Source organism: Halobacillus faecis (assembly GCF_007991335.1).
In the GTDB taxonomy this organism is placed as follows: Bacteria; Bacillota; Bacilli; order Bacillales; family Halobacillaceae; genus Halobacillus; species Halobacillus faecis.
Genome location: NZ_BJYD01000012.1, coordinates 238283 through 254685, shown reverse-complemented (window position 1 = coordinate 254685; position 16403 = coordinate 238283). Strand labels below are relative to the sequence as shown.

Annotated in this window: 17 protein-coding genes and 1 riboswitch; of the genes, 7 read left to right on the top strand and 10 right to left on the bottom strand. The window is 44.6% G+C overall.

The window, feature by feature from the left end; all coding sequences use genetic code 11:
- The first annotated feature begins 98 nt into the window (after positions 1 to 98).
- Positions 99 to 1853, top strand: coding sequence for a DNA ligase D (gene ligD / locus HFA01_RS07660; RefSeq protein WP_146814858.1), 1755 nt, complete (start codon positions 99 to 101; stop codon positions 1851 to 1853).
- A gap of 96 nt (positions 1854 to 1949) precedes the next feature.
- Here ligD and HFA01_RS07655 read toward each other — a convergent pair whose 3' ends face one another.
- The 9 genes from HFA01_RS07655 to HFA01_RS07615 form a co-directional block, all read right to left on the bottom strand.
- On the bottom strand, positions 1950 to 3506 hold the full coding sequence (locus HFA01_RS07655) for a fatty acid--CoA ligase (protein ID WP_146814856.1): 1557 nt from the start codon (positions 3504 to 3506) through the stop codon (positions 1950 to 1952).
- Positions 3507 to 3679: 173 nt separating this feature from the next.
- On the bottom strand, positions 3680 to 4447 hold the full coding sequence (locus HFA01_RS07650) for a 3-hydroxyacyl-CoA dehydrogenase (protein ID WP_146814854.1): 768 nt from the start codon (positions 4445 to 4447) through the stop codon (positions 3680 to 3682).
- 2 nt (positions 4448 to 4449) lie between these two features.
- Positions 4450 to 5592: a thiolase family protein gene (locus HFA01_RS07645; RefSeq protein ID WP_146814852.1), complete on the bottom strand. Its 1143-nt coding sequence runs from the start codon at positions 5590 to 5592 to the stop codon at positions 4450 to 4452.
- Between the two features lie 12 nt (positions 5593 to 5604).
- Positions 5605 to 6753 carry an acyl-CoA dehydrogenase family protein gene (locus HFA01_RS07640; RefSeq protein ID WP_146814849.1) on the bottom strand — a complete coding sequence of 383 codons (1149 nt, stop codon included), beginning with the start codon at positions 6751 to 6753 and terminating at the stop codon, positions 5605 to 5607.
- A gap of 314 nt (positions 6754 to 7067) precedes the next feature.
- Complete coding sequence (locus HFA01_RS07635; RefSeq protein ID WP_146814847.1) at positions 7068 to 7808, bottom strand: Cof-type HAD-IIB family hydrolase; 741 nt, start codon at positions 7806 to 7808, stop codon at positions 7068 to 7070.
- Positions 7809 to 7901: 93 nt separating this feature from the next.
- The gene (locus tag HFA01_RS07630; protein WP_146814845.1) at positions 7902 to 9089 is read right to left on the bottom strand and encodes a M20 family metallopeptidase; all 1188 of its coding nucleotides are present in this window, start codon (positions 9087 to 9089) and stop codon (positions 7902 to 7904) included.
- A gap of 12 nt (positions 9090 to 9101) precedes the next feature.
- A complete protein-coding gene (locus HFA01_RS07625; protein WP_146814843.1) occupies positions 9102 to 9938 on the bottom strand; it encodes a MetQ/NlpA family ABC transporter substrate-binding protein in 837 nt (278 codons plus the stop codon).
- Between the two features lie 12 nt (positions 9939 to 9950).
- Positions 9951 to 10613, bottom strand: coding sequence for a methionine ABC transporter permease (locus HFA01_RS07620; RefSeq protein ID WP_146814840.1), 663 nt, complete (start codon positions 10611 to 10613; stop codon positions 9951 to 9953).
- A complete protein-coding gene (locus HFA01_RS07615; protein WP_146814838.1) occupies positions 10603 to 11631 on the bottom strand; it encodes a methionine ABC transporter ATP-binding protein in 1029 nt (342 codons plus the stop codon). Before HFA01_RS07615 ends, HFA01_RS07620 begins: the two co-directional genes overlap by 11 nt.
- 81 nt (positions 11632 to 11712) lie before the next feature.
- Positions 11713 to 11832, bottom strand: a riboswitch (SAM riboswitch).
- Positions 11833 to 12183: 351 nt separating this feature from the next.
- Here HFA01_RS07615 and HFA01_RS07610 point away from each other — a divergent pair.
- Complete coding sequence (locus HFA01_RS07610; RefSeq protein WP_146814836.1) at positions 12184 to 12567, top strand: DUF302 domain-containing protein; 384 nt, start codon at positions 12184 to 12186, stop codon at positions 12565 to 12567.
- An 85-nt stretch (positions 12568 to 12652) separates the two neighbouring features.
- Here HFA01_RS07610 and HFA01_RS07605 read toward each other — a convergent pair whose 3' ends face one another.
- On the bottom strand, positions 12653 to 13366 hold the full coding sequence (locus HFA01_RS07605) for a DUF421 domain-containing protein (protein ID WP_246139293.1): 714 nt from the start codon (positions 13364 to 13366) through the stop codon (positions 12653 to 12655).
- Positions 13367 to 13517: 151 nt separating this feature from the next.
- On the opposite strand from HFA01_RS07605, the gene HFA01_RS07600 reads away from it, so the two are divergent.
- The 5 genes from HFA01_RS07600 (at position 13518) to HFA01_RS07580 (ending at position 16403) form a co-directional block, all read left to right on the top strand.
- Positions 13518 to 13775 carry a metal-sensitive transcriptional regulator gene (locus tag HFA01_RS07600; RefSeq protein WP_146814834.1) on the top strand — a complete coding sequence of 86 codons (258 nt, stop codon included), beginning with the start codon at positions 13518 to 13520 and terminating at the stop codon, positions 13773 to 13775.
- A gap of 63 nt (positions 13776 to 13838) precedes the next feature.
- Complete coding sequence (locus tag HFA01_RS07595; protein WP_146814832.1) at positions 13839 to 14318, top strand: DsrE/DsrF/DrsH-like family protein; 480 nt, start codon at positions 13839 to 13841, stop codon at positions 14316 to 14318.
- 16 nt (positions 14319 to 14334) lie between these two features.
- Positions 14335 to 14631, top strand: coding sequence for a rhodanese-like domain-containing protein (locus HFA01_RS07590; protein WP_146814830.1), 297 nt, complete (start codon positions 14335 to 14337; stop codon positions 14629 to 14631).
- A gap of 33 nt (positions 14632 to 14664) precedes the next feature.
- A complete protein-coding gene (locus HFA01_RS07585) occupies positions 14665 to 15228 on the top strand; it encodes a sulfurtransferase TusA family protein (RefSeq protein ID WP_146814828.1) in 564 nt (187 codons plus the stop codon).
- 44 nt (positions 15229 to 15272) lie between these two features.
- On the top strand, positions 15273 to 16403 hold the full coding sequence (locus HFA01_RS07580; RefSeq protein WP_146814826.1) for an MBL fold metallo-hydrolase: 1131 nt from the start codon (positions 15273 to 15275) through the stop codon (positions 16401 to 16403).

Below are 16403 nucleotides of genomic sequence, written 5' to 3'. Positions count from 1 at the left end.
ATATGTTCCGCATCCATGGATAAACTCCTTAAAAAAGCCAAACCTATTCAACAAAATAAGTATTGTGGAAGATCACGGAATGGGAAGGAGATGCGGGAATGAAGCCGATGCTTTTGACGGGTACGATGGAACTCCCTGAAGGGGATGAGTGGGTGTATGAAGTGAAGTATGATGGTTTTAGAGCTATTCTCGATGCCCACGGGGAGGGAGTCAGGCTCCTGAGCCGGAATGGAAAAGACATGAGTGACCGCTTTCCTGAAATCGTTCAGATGGAGATTCCTAAAAAACTTCTACCATTCACGCTGGACGGGGAGCTGGTCATTTTGAACACTCCTTACCAAGCGAACTTCGAAGCTTTACAGACAAGAGGAAGAATGCGAAATAAAGAAAAAATACGAGTTGCTTCCAAACGAAGACCTGCTACCTTCATCGCTTTTGACAAAATAGAAAAAGGTACCCCCTTACTAAAAAGAAAAGAAAATATGAAAAAGCTTCTCGAAAAGCTTAATCACCCCCAAGTTCAAAGTATTGATGTATATGAGAAATTAGAGGAGATCCTATCCATCGCTGAGCTGCACTCTGCTGAGGGAATCATTTCAAAAATGAAAAAGAGCAAATATCAGCCAGGTGACCGTGGAAGACAGTGGTTGAAATGGAAACAATGGAGGACAGTCTCCGGCTTTTTGCAGAAGTACGACGCTGAGAACGGATATTATGATCTAGGGTTTTATAAAAACAAAAGCGCTGCCCACCTGGGAAAGTTTAAACATGGCCTGAAAGATGACGAGCGTGAGACGCTCCAGACATTTTTCAAAGAACACGGAAAAAAGAAAAAAGATGCATGGCATTTGGCACCTGGAACATGTGTAGATGTACATTGCCTGAGTGCTGAGGAAGGGGAACTTCGTGAACCTCTCTTTCATCAGTTCCGATTTGATCTTGTCCCTGAAGATTGCACAGAATCTAAAAAACAATGGGATCTTTCCCTGTTTCCTGACACCTTCGAACCATCCAATATAGATAAACCATTATGGAAAGGTATTTCTAAACAGGATTTTCTCGTTTACATCCGTCAGTTAGCTCCTCACATGCTCCCGTTCCTACAGGAAAAGAAGTTAACGCTGATCCGTTATCCTGATGGCATCTACGAAGAATCTTTCTACCAAAAACACTTCCCTGATCATGCCCCCGACTTTCTGAAAATGTGGATGGAGGATGGGGATCCATACATCATTTGTGATCAGCTGCTCTCTTTACTTTGGCTCGCTAACCAGGGGGCATTGGAATACCATGTTCCTTTTGAGAAAGCCGGTGGTCAAAAACCTGATGAAATTGTCATGGATTTAGATCCGAAAGATCGAAGTCATTTCAGTAAGGCCATTACGGCTGCTCGTTTATTAAAGCACCTCCTTGATGAACTTGCAGTCATAAGCTTTATCAAAACATCCGGAAATAAAGGCATGCAGATTCACATCCCTATCCGCGAGGGAGATTTAAGCTATGAGGAGACAAGGAAAATCACAGAAACGTTGGCTACACTCCTTGTTAATGAAGAACCTGACCTCTTTACAATTGAACGACTGAAGAAAAAGCGTGGAGATCGATTGTATATTGACTATGTCCAACATGCAGAGGGTAAAACGATTATTGCTCCGTATTCGACAAGAGCAACCGAAAACGCAACCGTCGCTACGCCGCTTCATTGGGAAGAGGTGAACGAAGATTTGCGGCCGGAATCATTTACGATTCATACGGTACCTGGCCGTATCGCTGAACTCGGATGTCCTTTTTCTATGTATGAAAAGGCAAGAGACAAGCAGCCCACCCAAAAGTTGAAACAATTCCTTCAATAACTTGTCGAATATTGCCCGGGAAATGTTAGCGCCATTTTCCTGAAAAAGTGTTCAAAAAAAGCTGCCGGTCGTCACCGGCAGCCTTTTTATTTGTTCTTATTCTGATAAGGTTTTACTTCGTTCCCGCAGTTTGAACTTTTGCAGTTTCCCGCTCGCGTTTCGTGGTAGTTCATCTACAAATTCATAACGTCTCGGCCGTTTGTACCGGGCCAGTCGATTTCCTGAAGTACAAAACTCATCCAGTTCTTGTTCAGTAACGCCGCTATTCTTTTTGACGATATAGGCGACCACCCTTTCTCCCCATAGATCATCCGGCTCTCCCACGACGGCTGCGTCCATGACTGCAGGATGCTCGTACAAGGCATCTTCGACTTCTCTTGAATAGATGTTTTCACCGCCTGAAATGATCATGTCCTTCACACGATCACTAACCCAGAGGTATCCATCCTCGTCAAAGGACCCGATGTCACCCGTATGGTACCAACCTTTGTACATGGCTTCTTCTGTCGCTTCCGGCCTATTGTAATACCCCGTCATCATGCTGGGCCCTCGCACGATAATTTCCCCGAGTTCGTGCGGTTTACAAATCTCTTCAGGCTCTGCGGGTCCGTGCTCATTCGTTCTCACCACTCGGACTTCATGGTTTAGCAACGCTCTTCCTGCCGACCCTGCTTTCGTGACTTGTTCTTCCTCGGTCAGTGCGGTGATTGCGGGTCCCATTTCCGTCATACCATAGGCCTGTAAGAGCTGGACACCTAAGGAATCATGCAGCTTCATCGTCAACGCAGGGGCCATTGGTGCTCCTCCGTAGAGACCTTGTCTCAACGTCTGGAAGTCCTCTTTGGTGAATTCCTCTTGCAGCATCATGTTCCACATCGTCGGAGCTGCAAAGAAGGACGTAATCTGCTCCTCCCTGACCGTTCCAATGACTTCAGGTGCATCGAAATGGTGCATCAGAACGTTTGTCGCTCCAATCATCACTCTCGGGAAGAACGCACAATGAAGCTCTGCACAATGGAAAATCGGGGCGACAGTCAGTCCACGGTCATCTTCCGTCAGTCTCAAACATGCGGTCATGATGAGCGCTTGATCGACCATATCTCGATGCGTATGGATGACTCCTTTCGGAAGTCCGGTTGTTCCGGAAGTGTACATGATGGCATAAGGATCGTTCTCGTCCAGTTCACACACAGGTCGTTCGGTCGTCACTCCATCCGTTCGTTCATAATAGTTCATGGCATAAGGCAAGTTTTCTTCGTCGATGGACCAAAACTCAATACTTGTCATCTCTTTCGCTACCGGAGCGATTTGAGCTGCCGTCGCTTTTTCAAACACGACCACCTTCGGATCGGCATCTTTCAAAATGAACTCGATTTCTTTTTCCATGAGACGGAAGTTCACCGGATTGAATATCGCTCCAATCTTCATGCAGGCGAACAGCACCGTTGCATATTCAGCCGTGTTAAAAAGCACCGTTGATACTTTATCCCCTTTTTCCACCCCTGAAGCCTTCAGCGCATTCGCTGTGCGATTCACTTCCTGGTCCCACTCTCCGTATGTCCATCGTGTTCCAAGCCGCAGGTCCACCAATCCTTCTTTATCCGCATACTTCGCTACCGTTTGCTCAAACATACTCCTAAGTGTTGGTCCCATTTCTCATCGACTCCTTTGATTTTTTATTAAAATCCCCATTAGCCAACGGCTCGATCCACCGAGAGCTTACTGAACGATCAAATACTGGAGTACTTCAGACAGGTTTTTCTTTGTAAAATAAGGCGTACTTTCCTTACCTTCTAAGTAAAGGGCTCATACCAGCACGGGTACATTTACTTGGGTTGTAATCGTATCGCTCCGTCTAGGCGGATCACCTCCCCGTTAAGCATTGGATTATCTAAAATGCTTAAAGCTAACTTCGCATACTCATAAGGCTTTCCTAACCGTGACGGAAATGGTGTAGCTTTACCTAGAGCATCCCGTGCTTCTTCAGGGAGTTGTTCAAACATTGGCGTTTCAAACAGACCTGGTGCAATAGCCATCACCCGGATGCCATGACGGGCGAGCTCCCTCGAGATTGGCATCGTCATCGCGGCTACTCCTCCTTTGGAAGCACTGTAAGCCGCTTGCCCTATTTGCCCTTCATAGGCCGCAATCGAAGCTGTGTTAATGATGACGCCTCGCTCCCCATATTCATTTGGCTCATTTTCCTGCATTTTTTCAGCAGCCAAACGGATGACATTGAACGTACCAATCAGGTTCACTTCAATGATTTTAGAAAAAGACTCCAGCGGGTGCGGGCCATTTCTTCCGACCACTTTTTCACCTGTTACGATGCCAGCGCAGTTGATGACCGTGTTTACCTGCCCAAAAGTTTCCACCGTCGCTTGGAGCGTGCGCTCAATTTCATCAGAGGAGGTAACATCCACTTTGGCAAACAGTACAGAAGAGCCCAATTCTTCTGCAAGTGCCCCGCCTTTGTCTGCATTTTGGTCTGCAATCACCACTTTCCCACCATTTCTTGCAATCTTCCTTACTGTCGCTTCTCCGAGGCCTGATGCACCGCCTGTCACAATCGCTACCACATCTTTAACATCCATCGTTATCCCTCCAGCCTTTCAATGACCGTTCCATTCGCCATCCCGTGTCCTTCACAGATGGCAAGCAGCCCGTACTTTCCTTCTATCCTTTCTAATTCATGAACGAGGGTGGTCATCAGCTTTGCTCCGGTGGCGCCTAACGGGTGTCCAAGCGCAATGGCTCCACCATTCACATTTAGCTTTTCATGTGGCACACCTGTCTCTTTCATCCAAAACAACGGTACAGGAGCAAATGCTTCATTCACTTCAAACAAATCGATATCTTCAAGACTCAGTCCAGCTTTTTGTAAGGCTTTATACGTAGCCGGCACCGGACCTGTCAGCATCAGGGTAGGGTCGGAACCGACGACAGCTCTGGAGACAATCCGAAAGCGAGGCTTCAAGCCCAGATCCTCCGCTTTTTTTCGTGACATTAAAAGGACAGCTGCCGCCCCATCACTAATTTGACTCGCATTTCCTGCGGTGATTTTGCCGTTTTCCTGAAAAACTGTTTTCAGGGTGGCTAGCGTTTCAATAGACGTACCTGCTCTGGGACCTTCGTCTGTTTTTATTACATTGGAATCACCGGTGGTCACAGGCATGATTTCTTTTTCAAACCGGCCTTCATCCATCGCCATTAATGCTCTTCGATGACTTTCAGCTGCATAAGCATCCAGCTCTTCTTTACTCAATTGCCACTGGTCTGCAATCCTTTCTGCTGAATGGCCTTGATTGATCATTTCGTATTTTGACGTCAATCGTTCGTTGAAAGATGTCCCCTGCATGTTTGAGAACATCGGAACTCGTGACATGCTTTCCACACCACCAGCAATGACGACATCCATGTCCCCACAGGCAATCGCTTGAGAAGCGAAATGAATCGCTTGTTGGCTCGACCCACACTGCCGATCAAGTGTCACACCAGGGACTTCCAGTGGGAAACCAGCTGTCAGGGCAGCAATCCTGGCGATATCCCCCGCTTGTTCCCCCACCTGACTCACACATCCTGCGATAACATCTTCTACCTCTACAGGGTCGAGAGAAGCTCGTTCAACCAGTTCCTTAAGTACATCTGCGAAGAGAATATCCGGCCTGATTTCGCTGAGCGCCCCATTCCTTTTACCTACAGGGGTTCTTACCGCTTCTACGATGACAACTTCATTCATATCTTTTTCCTCCTATACTAAGCCCATCTTTTTGGCAATAATTGTTTTCATAATTTCATTGGATCCCGCATAAATAGCGGTAACTGGAGCATCACGGAACCTTCTTGCAATTTCGTACTCTTCCATATATCCATAACCACCGTGGAGGTGCATACATTCCATCGCTACTTTTTTCACAAGATCGGTTGTCCACCACTTGGACATCGACACCTCTTTGACAACATCCTCCCCGTCCATATGAGCTTCAATCGTGCGGTCCAGAAATGTCCTTCCAATCTCAACTTCCGTTTGTAGTTCAGCTAGTTTGAACTGAGTATTTTGAAAAGAAGCAATGGACTTCCCAAAAGCTTTGCGCTCTTTCACATAAGCAACCGTCAACTCAATCATTCGTTCACATGCCGCAATGGCACCGATCCCTACAATCAAGCGCTCCTGTTGCAGCTGGTTCATTAAATAATAGAAGCCTTCGCCTTTTTTACCCAGCAGGTTATCCTTGGAGACGGCTGCATCCTCAAAGATCAGCTCTGATGTATCCTGGCAGTTTAGACCAATCTTGTCGAGCTTCCTCCCCCGGGAAAAACCAGAAGTGTCTCTCTCAACGACCACCAGACTGATTCCCTTATGCGCCGGAGATGCATGGGGATCCGTTTTACAAACCACCACTACCAAATCCGCGTGAATTCCATTCGTAATGAACGTTTTCTCCCCGTTCATCGTAAATCCCTGGTCACCTTCTATTGCAGTCGTCCTTATAGATGCTAGATCCGATCCTGCTCCCGGTTCTGTCATCGCAATCGCTGTAATGCATTCCCCTGTCGTACATTTCGGAAGCCATTTCTGTTTCTGTTCTTCTGTTCCATAAGCATCCAAATACGGAACGACAATGTCATTGTGCAAACCCACTCCAATTAAGCCTGTCCCCACTTTTTCCATTTCCTCATTGATGACAACTGAATAGCCGAAGTCTGCTCCAAACCCTCCATATTTCTCACCCAGCCAAGGACAAAGGTAACCCTGTTCACCAAGCTTTCTCCAAAACTCCCGGGGAACTTCCCCTGCCTTTTCCCATTCGTCATAATTGGGATAAGCTTCTTTTTCCAAGAACTTTCGTAGTGATTGACGGAGTATTTCATGTTCTTCTGTTATGTATGATGCCTTCATAATCTTCCTCCCTGAGCATTCTTCGCTATGGGATGTAATTCTCTTTTCATTCCTATCATTCCTGCCTCTAACAGAAAACGCTTACATTTTTATGTATTTAGAAGGATTTCGACACCCTACACCTCTGCCTTCAATCTTACCAGCTCGAAAAGTGGAGAGTAAGCTAACCAAACTCTTATCGGTGGGTTTATGTTTTCATGAGTGACTTCCGAGCTTCCACACTTTCATCAGTGCCTTTAATAGTTTTATTAGTGTTTACGAGAAAGCGAGTAAATACAAAAAACCAGCCTCCGTAAGGCTGGTTTTTTTTGGGATTAGTCTATTACTTTTTCAATGGCAAAAGCAACGCCGTCTTCTTTGTTAGACGCCGTAACAAAGTCTGCTTCTTTCTTCACCGGCTCCTGGGCATTGCCCATCGCCACGCCGAAGCCTGCTTCGCGAATCATCGCAATATCATTCATACTGTCACCAACGGCCATCACTTGATCCATTTCTAAATTGAGCCACTGGCAAACTTTCATAAGAGCTGCTGCTTTATTTACACCTGCAGGATTAATTTCAATGTTTGTAGGACTGGAGTTTGTAACTTCAAGGTCTTCATTCGCATTGACTTCGTCGAGAATAACTTGTCTTACTTCGTCCTCTTGTATATCGAAACCGAATTTCAACCAATCGTAGTCTACAATCTCTTGGTCGAATGGGTTTTGGCTGTTGTACAATCCTTGCACGGTTGAGGACCAAAAATAGAGACCATGCTCTTTTTTCAATTCCCATAGACGCTCCACATGTTTATGTTCCAGCCGATTTTGTTCGACAAGGTTATATTCATGATCATAAATCTCTCCGCCATTGATCGTCACAATATAGGAAGAGCGGCCGAGGGCTTCACTAATATTTCGGCATCGGGATAAAGATCTTCCTGTACTTAATACAACGTGGATGCCTTTTTCTTTGGCTTTTTTTATAGCTGCTTTATTGGCCTCGGATACTTCTCCTTCATGATTGACGGTGGTACCATCTAGGTCTAGCGCAATCAATTTGATGTCTTTTGTCATGTGATTCACGTCCTCTCTCTAATGTACCCATTTTAATATAAGCAACTTCCATACACAATTCATAAGCCAGACCTATGTAGGTCTGGCTTATGGTTAAAGTCTTTCATATTCTTCTCGGATATTCTTTAACAAATGCCCATCTGTTAATAACTCCAGCCCGGTTTGGGCAAGGGCTGTCGCTCCTTTGATAAGAGCATCATCCCCCTGTTTGGATTTGGCCGCTTCCCGGAATTCATCCGTGTGGGCGACCAGGCTCTCCGGACCAATTTTAATATAAGGATGGATGGTCGGGATAACTTGACTGATGTTGCCCGCATCCGTTGATCCTAGACCCTTCCTATCCTCATAAAAATGGTGTCCCAGTGCTGTGATTTTTTGTTGAAAGACTCGGTCGAAAAGCGGAGTCACTTTGAAATTGTCGACCCCATTCTGGATGCGGGTCATCTTATAAGCAGCTCCTGTCATTTCTGCTGCACCCTTCGCGATTTTCTCCGCTTTTTTCGTCAGCTCATCACAGGTCTCTCTTGTAGCGGCTCGTAAGTAAAACCTCGCCCTCGCGTAGTCGGGAACAATATTCGGCGCATCGCCTCCATCTAAAATTACGCCATGGATGCGGACATCGTCCGTCACATGTTGTCTTAGTGCGTTCAATCCGTTATAAAGCTGAATGACAGCATCCAGGGCGTTTACTCCATCCTCGGGATTACTGGCCGCATGAGCGGTTTTTCCAACGAATTCGAAATCCACAGGATCCACAGCAAGTGTTGGAGCAGAACCTGTCGTTCGACCTAAAGGATGGACCATCATGCATGCATCCAACTCCTGCACAAGACCATGTCTCACAAACGTACCTTTCGCACTACCGTTTGGTCCCCCTTCTTCCGCTGGTGTGCCGAGTACGATGACTTCTCCTCCTGTTTGAGGGAGGACCTCGCTTAGGGCAATGGCTGCAGCTACAGAGGCCGTACCAATGATGTTATGTCCGCATGCATGGCCAATCCCCGGGAGGGCATCATACTCGGCAAGGTATCCAATTTTCGCTCCAGGTTTCCCACAGGATTTTCGTGCTTTAAAAGCCGTTGGATGTTCAGGGATTTCCCTATCTACATCAAATCCTGCCGCTTCTAAAAGGGAAATGAGTTGCTGGGACGCGTAATATTCTTCATTCCCTACTTCTGGGTTTGCGTGGATAAGGTGACTTGTTTCTATATACTTTTGCTGCTGTTTCTTCAAATTTTCCAAAAGAATACCCTCTAAGGACTGGTCCAGCTCAATACTCATACGAACGCTCCTTTACCAACCAATGTCTTCTAACGGAACAAATGTCGGAATTAGCGACTGGTTATAAACCTCTTCAATATGTTGGGCTACATCTTCCTGCTGATAGATCTCCACAATTTTTTGATAGGTTTCATTGTCCGTTTCGTCTGCACGAGCCGCAATGATGTTGATATAAGGCTGCGCCGTCTCATCTTCAATCGCAATTGCATCTTCTACAGGAACAAAGCCTGCTTCAACAGCGACTCCATTGTTGATAATTGATGCAGCTACATCCGGCAGGACACGGGGTGTCTGAGCTGCCACAATCGGCTCGAATTCTAGATTTTTAGGATTTTCCTCAATTTTACTCAAATCTCCATTGCCATCAAAATCATCAGGCAGTCCAATTAACCCTGATTCTTCAAGGAGCAGCAATGCACGGCCCATGTTAGTCGCTTCTTTTGGTAGTGCGATGGAGCTTCCTTCCGAGATTTCACTAACATCTTCGTACTTATCAGAGTAGATCCCCATCGGGGCAATCAAGGTCGTCCCAATAGGTGCGAGGTCCAGGTTGTGTTCCTTAATGAAAGAATCAAAATAAGAGACGGTTTGGAAAGCGTTCAGATCAATGTCTCCATCTGCAAGGGCCATATTCGGTCTTACATAATCCGCAAATTCAACAAGCTCAATCTCAATATTCTCTTCTGCGGCTTTTTCTTTGATCTTCTCCCAAATGGGAACACCGGAACCATTCAATCCGACTTTAACTTTCTTCGTTTCTTCAGAAGCCGCTCCACTTTCATTTGAGCAGCCGCTAAGGACTAATCCTACGGTTAATAAAATACTTAGTGTAATGATCCATTTTTTCATGTAAAAAACCTCCTATTGTCTCCGAATCTTTTTAGATGTGAAATTACCAATGGTTTGGGTGATCTGAACAATGAGTACAAGCAATAATACAGTCGCAATCATAATGTCTGTTTCGAAACGTTGGTACCCGTAAGAAATAGCGAGATCACCAAGCCCTCCCCCGCCGACGAATCCAGCCATTGCGGATGCACCGACTAAACCAATGGTCGCAATCGTCAAATTAAGAACGATGGAGCTTAACGCTTCCGGTATGTACACCCGACGGATGATCTGCCACGGCGTCGCCCCCATCGCTTCAGCCGCCTCGATAACTCCTGGTTTCACTTCAAGTAAACTACTTTCTACTAACCTGGCAATATAAGGTGCTGAAAAGATCACCAGAGGGACCACCGCCGCTGCTGTACCTATAGACGAACCGACGATCAGTCTCGTAAACGGCAGGATAGCCACCAGTAAGATGATGAAGGGAATGGAACGGAAAAAGTTAACGACTGAGCTGAAGCCACGGAAGAGCGTTTTATTTTCTAACAACCCACCCTGTCTTGTTACGACCAGAATGATCCCTAAAGGTAAACCGATCAAAGTGGCCGCCGCCAATGAAATCCCTACCATCAAAAGGGTTTGATACGTCGCCTCCCAAATTCTCGGCCAAAAATCCATTAAATTAACCTGCATGAGAAGTCACCTCCTGGACAGATACTCTTTGTTGAATATGATTGATCACTCTTAGAATCTCTTGGTCCGGTCCTTGGAGCTCTACAACGAGATGACCGAATGGAATGCCTTGAAGCTCTGTAATCTGTCCGAACAACACATTGACTTCCACATCAAACTTTTTCGCCACTTGAGATAAAACAGGTTCTCCGGCACTTTCATCAACAAAAGTCACACGATAAATATTCCTTGAAGAACCTCTTTTTTCAATTCCACTGAGGATGGAAGCAGGAATATCATTCTCCATCACGGTCCGCACAAAATTTTGGGTTGTCGGGTGTTGAGGGTTGGAAAACAAGTCAAAGATCGATCCTTTTTCAATAACCCTTCCACTTTCCATCACAGCAATTCGGTCACATACTTCACGAACCACATTCATTTCGTGAGTAATCATCAATATCGTAATGCCGTATTCATCTCGAACCTTCCTCAAAAGTTTCAAAATTGATTTTGTCGTTTCAGGATCCAATGCTGACGTTGCTTCATCACACAACAAAATTTCTGGAGATGTAGCTAATGCTCTAGCAATCCCCACCCTTTGCTTTTGTCCACCGGATAACTCTTCTGGATACTGCTTTGCTTTATCAGACAAACCAACAAATTCGAGGATTTCTGCTACTCTCTGATCGATTTCTTTTTTTGGTGTCCCGGATAAAGAGAGCGGGAAAGCCACGTTATGATGGACCGTCTTAGACTCAAGCAAGTTGAAGTGTTGAAAAATCATCCCGATCCGTTTTCTCACGTGTCTCAAACCTGGTTTGGAAAGCTGAGTCAGATCCTCACCATTGACCAGGACCCTTCCTTCCGTCGGGCGTTCGAGTAAATTGACCAGTCGGATCAGTGTACTCTTACCAGCTCCACTGAATCCGATCACACCAAATATTTCTCCCTTATGTACAGTCAAGTCCACCTGATCGACAGCGCGCAAATCACTGCCATTGTGCTGGTAAACCTTTGATACTTGTTCAAATTGAATCATTCTGTCCCTCCTAGACGCAAAAAGAGCCCCTCTTCTAAAAAATAAGAAGAGGGGCTCTCAAAATATATGAGGTGCCGTCTCTTCTCATCTTTCACGTGCATACACACATGCTGGAGTTGGCACAGTTTCTGATCGTTTCGACGAATCAGTCCCGCTGCCGAGGTTTCGTAGGGCCAGTCCCTCCACCTCTCTAGATAAGAAGAAAAGTTATTTGCTTTTTTATTGATGTTGCCAATCATAATACAGTACAAATTCTTTGTCAATTTAATTTACTAAACTTTTAGAAAAGTTTTTCTTGTTTGACTACATTAAGGAATCAACAGTATGGCAGGATTCTTGAAGACTCAGCATGCACGGTAATCCCCCATAGGGTGCATGCTGAGGAGTCCCACCGCGCTCCCGTGAAAAGCGACCTATTCCCCGCAGCCCCCAGCCCTTCAACAAAAGGATCGAAGCTGAGTCTTATACAAACTAGAGCTTTCGTTTAAGATGATTATTTTTATACCTTAATGGGTATGGATAAGGAGAACTTATTTTATAAGGAGGTATTTCATGTTTCACTACACGGTAGAAACGGACAAAGGCATGGATGAAGCGATTGAAAGTCTTGAGGCAAATTTGAAAGAAGCAAAGTTCGGGGTATTATGGAACTTTGACATTAAGGATAAGCTTCATGAAAAAGGACTGGAATTTGAAAAAGAATTTAAAGTCCTGGAAGTCTGTAATCCTAAAGAGGCCCAGCGTATTCTGAATGAAAACGTAATGGCTGGTTATTTCCTCCCATGTAAAATGGTGGTTTATCAAGATGGAAGCAAGACGAAAATCGGTATGCCGAAGCCGACGGCTCTTACTCAGATGGTTGAGGATGAAAATATTCAAGAGATGGCCAGCGATGTCGAAGAGCGGTTAAAGCAATGCATGGAACAGAGTGTTTAACCTAAAAAAAGAGCTGCTAATTTTTAGCGGCTCTTTCCATTTCCTTATAAAAATTAAATGACTTCAGTAACGGGATCAAATAACATCAATGTTCAATAGGTGGTAAAGAATCTACCTTTTTTCCTTTTAATGAAAAGTGAAATTCTCCTTGGCTGGTCAGCGCACCATAAAAAACATCAGCGACATCATTGGTACCCAACTTAGTATTCAGCCATTCGATGTCCCGGCCTGAACGCATTAAAAGGTCTTTCTGTAATTGACCATCCAATATGAGGGGGATATCATAACCCCCACCCCTATACGGGAATCCCATATCTTCCCGGGTTACAGCTTCTTTAGCGTTTTTTAATTTGACTGAGAGTTGACCATTCGGTTCGATGATCCCTAGTTCGACCCCATCAAGCTCATATACATCCTTTTCTCGAAGCATGTGAGTGATGTTATCAAGGGAATATTGAATACGTGACAGGTTCTCTTCGATCATTTCTCCTTTATATATAACAATGGTCGGCTCAAACGTAAGAAACTTACCGACCTTCCTACTCCGTAACTTCAACCATACGATGAATTTTTGTAAAAGTGCAATGAAAATGATAGCCGTAACGGTATGAATATGGTCGATTTTCGGATCAGCAATATCTGCGCCGACAACAGACCCTAAAACAAGCACAACTAAAAAGTCGAATACAGGTAATTCTCCAATTGACCTCTTCCCCATAAATAACCCTACCCCGAGGAGTAATGGCAATATCGTCATGATCCTTGCGATCACTTTAACTGTGTCCATCCATAAATCCATATTCTTCACCTCACACTTAGTTTTACACCAGGAATAAGCTCTTATCCGAAAAATACGCACAGGGGTGTTGACATTATACCTTATGGGGTATATTATTAGTCATGTACTGTTCAACAGCGACAGAAAAAACTTCACAAGGGAGGTCAATTCAATGGAATACAACGACGCAATGAAGAACAGAGTGAAACGTCTAGAAGGTCAGTTGCGAGGCGTTTTGAAAATGATGGAAGAAAATAAAGACTGCAAAGATGTCATTACGCAGCTTTCCGCTTCCAGAAGTGCGATTGACCGTGCGATCGGGCTCGTGGTAAGCTCCAACCTTGTGGAGTGCATCCAGGACGCTGAAGATCAAGAAAACAAAGAAGCTTCCATTAACGAAGCTGTTCAATTGCTTGTCAAAAGCAGATAAATTTTTTTACAATAAAGTATACCCATACGCGTATAACTATAAAAATTATTAGGAGGATGAAACATGTCTGAAACAAAAAAGACGAATATTATTTTATTCAGCGGGGATTATGATAAAGCAATGGCTGCCTATATCATTGCAAATGGAGCAGCCGCTTATGATCACGAAGTTACGATTTTCCACACATTTTGGGGACTGAATGCCCTTCGTAAGGATGAAAACATCCAAGTTAAGAAAGGATTCATGGAAAAAATGTTTGGTAAAATGATGCCACGTGGAGCAGACAAGATGGGCATCTCAAAAATGAATTTCGCAGGATTTGGTCCTAAGATGATCAAAGACGTCATGAAAAAACACAATGCGATGCCACTGCCGGATCTTATTGATATGGCTCAAGAACAGGAAATCAACTTGGTCGCATGTACAATGACGATGGATCTATTAGGATTGCAAAAAGAAGAATTGCTTGATGACATTCAATACGCAGGCGTTGCTGCATATCTTGCCGATGCAGAAGACGGCAATGTTAACCTGTTTATCTAATTAGGAGGTATCATTTATGAAAACAATGACAGCAAAAGAAGTAGAACAACAACTATCTGAAGGTAAAGAACTGAACATTATCGATGTTCGCGAAGACGAAGAAGTAGCTGAAGGAATGATTCCTGGTGCGAAACACATCGCTCTAGGTACTGTCGAAGAGCGTGCAGGTGAATTAGATAAGGATAAATCTTATATTATGGTTTGCCGTTCTGGTGGTCGCAGCGGGCGTGCTTCCCAAATCCTTGAAGACAAAGGATTCGATGTGACAAACATGGAAGGCGGCATGATGAGCTGGGAAGGTCCAACGAAATAAATCCCCCTATAAGGGTAGAGGAGGAATGTAAGAATGGAACTGAAAACAGATCTTACGTTAGATGCCAAAGGATTAGCTTGTCCTATGCCGATTGTGAAAACAAAGAAAACAATGAAGGACATCAAAGCTGGTCAAGTCCTTGAAATTCAAGCCACAGACAAAGGGTCTAAAGCAGACCTTGAAGCATGGGCGAAGAGTGCAGGTCATCAGTACTTGGGTACGATCGAAGAGGGAGACGTACTCAAGCACTATGTCCGCAAATCCAGTGGTGAAGAAGAACAAGAGAAAAAGCACCCGAATGTTGTATATAATGAAGATTTGGATGCTCTTCGCAAAAACGATGACGTCCTTGTCTTAGATGTACGTGAAGCTGCTGAGTATGCCTTTGAGCACATCCCAGAAGCAACGTCTATTCCTCTTGGTGAGCTTGATGAACGTACAGATGAACTAGATCGTTCGAAAAACGTTTATATCGTTTGCCGTACAGGAAGCCGAAGTGACCTTGCTGCACAAAAGCTGACAGAAAAAGGTTTTGAGAATGTTTACAATGTCGTTCCAGGCATGAGTGGCTGGAATGGAGAAACGACGAAGCTTTAATTCTATATTTTTTTACAAAAATTAATACCCTGGGAGGTAATAAGATGACTGTTAAAAACATGACGGTAAAAGAAATTACTAATAAAGTGTTGAATAATGAAGAGCTATTTCTTCTTGATGTTCGAACAGAAGATGCGTACCAAGACTGGAAAATCGAAGGCGAAAACTTTTCTTACTTGAACGTTCCTTATTTCGATCTCCTTGATGGTGTCGAAGAAATCGCAGATCAGCTGCCAAAAGATAAAGAAATTGCTGTCGTTTGTGCCAAAGGCGGTTCTTCTCAAATGGTTGCTGAAATGCTTGTGGAAGAAGGATTCGAAAATGTTTACTCCGTAGAAGGCGGAATGAAAGCCTGGAGTGAGCACTTGGAGCCGATCAAAGTCAATGACCTGAAAGATGGCGGCGAGCTTTATCAGTTCGTCCGTATCGGTAAAGGCTGCCTTTCCTACATGGTCGTATCTAACGGGGAAGCAGCGATCATCGACTCTACAAGAATGACTGATGTGTATGTTGATTTTGCTAAAGAACTTGGTGTGAAAATCACAAACGTCTTTGATACGCACTTGCATGCCGACCACATTTCTGGTGGACGCAAGATTGCAGAACAAACAGGTGCCACGTACTGGTTGCCTCCAGAAGATGCTGGTGAAGTGACATTCGATTACCAACCCCTTCGTGATGGAGACCAAGTCACTGTAGGAAATACAAACATTGATATTCATGCCTTGTATTCTCCTGGCCACACGAAAGGATCGACTTCTTTCGTCTTGGATGATCAATACCTGATGACAGGCGACATCCTGTTCATCGACTCTATCGGACGCCCAGACCTTGCTGGGAAAGCCGATGACTGGGTGATGGATTTGAGAGAAACCCTTTATACACGTTATAAAGAGCTTTCTGACGAACTAATCGTCCTTCCAGCTCACTTCATGATCATGGATGAGTTGAACGAAGACGGTACCGTCGCTGAAAAACTAGGTACCCTTTTTGAAAAGAACCATGGTTTGAACATTGATGATCAAGAGGAGTTCAGAAAAATGGTGACAGAGAATCTGCCGCCTCAACCAAACGCTTATCAAGAAATCCGTGAAACAAACATGGGTAAAATCAGCCCGGACAATGAAGAACAACGCGAAATGGAAATCGGCCCAAATCGTTGTGCTGTAAGATAA